This is a genomic window from Candidatus Accumulibacter contiguus, assembly GCF_012940005.1.
Classification (GTDB): Bacteria; Pseudomonadota; Gammaproteobacteria; order Burkholderiales; family Rhodocyclaceae; genus Accumulibacter; species Accumulibacter contiguus.
Genome location: NZ_SPMX01000122.1, coordinates 1 through 1,235 on the forward strand (window position 1 = coordinate 1; position 1,235 = coordinate 1,235).

At 64.3% G+C, this 1,235-nt stretch carries 1 pseudogene; it reads right to left on the reverse strand.

From position 1 onward, the window contains the following. Positions 1–152: 152 nt before the first annotated feature. Positions 153–1,235: pseudogene (locus E4Q08_RS23470) on the reverse strand (TraG/VirB4 family ATPase); the annotation flags it as partial.

Genomic DNA, 1,235 nt, shown 5'->3' on the forward strand with positions numbered 1-1,235 from the left:
GACATGCTCGTTCCAGGTCCGGCGAGCAGCCAGGTAGGGGTTCTCGCCTTCGCCCTGGCGGAACCCCCAGGTCGTCGGTTCTTTTGCGCTTTGGCGATCGGCGTCGGCTGCGGGCTTCCGGCCGATCAGGCGCTTGATCTGGTCTGCGAAGTTCATGTGGTCACTCCATAGGTGTCCAGCGTCAATCCCCGCCCGGCCAGCCACTCGTGCACCCAGCCATCGCCCAACTTGCTTTCCAGGTGCTGGATGGTGGCCAGCGACTCCTTGTCGGAGGCGCCGACGAAGGCGAGCGCCAGGGGGCCGAGGGCGAGGTCGTACAGGCGACGACCGTTCTCCGAGACGTAGTAGTACTGACGCTTGGGAATAGCTGTCGCCAGAATCTCGATCTGCCGCGCGTTGAGGCCCATGCGGCGGTAGAGGGCGGCCGTGTCCTCGTCGCGGGCATAAAGGTTGGGCAGGAAAATCTTGGTCGCGGTCGATTCGACGATCACATCCAGAATGCCCGAGTTGGCGGCATCGGAGAGGCTTTGTGTGGCCATCAGCACCAGACAGTTGGCCTTGCGCAAGGTCTTGAGCCATTCGCGGATCTTGGCTCGGAAGGCCGGGTGCCCGAGCATCAACCACGCTCGTCGAGCATGATCACGGCCGGCTGGCCGTGCAGGGCGCGCTCGATGCGTCGGAAGAGATAGAGCAGTACCGGCAGCGCGTACTTCTCGCCGAGGTTCATCAATTCGTCGATTTCGAAGACGGTGAAATCGGAGAACGACAAGCCGTCTTCTTCGGCGTCCAGCAGGTGCCCCATGGCACCATCAACGGTGTATTGACGGATCGCGTCGCGGATCGCTTCGTCCTGGATGGTGACCGAGAATTCCGACAGGGTGCGGCCGCCGCTGGCGTGCAGACTGAGGATCGCATGGCCGATCTCGTTGCGCTGCGCCGGCGTGGTGTGCAGGTCGTTCAAGGCGAGGAGGGTGTCGATCCACTCCATCGCCCAGGCGCGGTCGCCCTTGGTTTCGAGGAACTGCAGCGGGCAGAAGGCCAACTGATCGTCGTCGGCCGCCACCGTGAAGTGCCGGCCGCTGCGACCCTGGGTCTGGGCGCGGATGGCGGCAGCGAGCGGATACATCGCCATGCCCTTGTCGAAGGCAAAGATCGACATGCCGGCGTAGCGGCGAAGCTGCGCAGCGAGGATGCCGAGGTGGGTCGACTTGCCGGAGCCGGTCGGGCCGAATAGG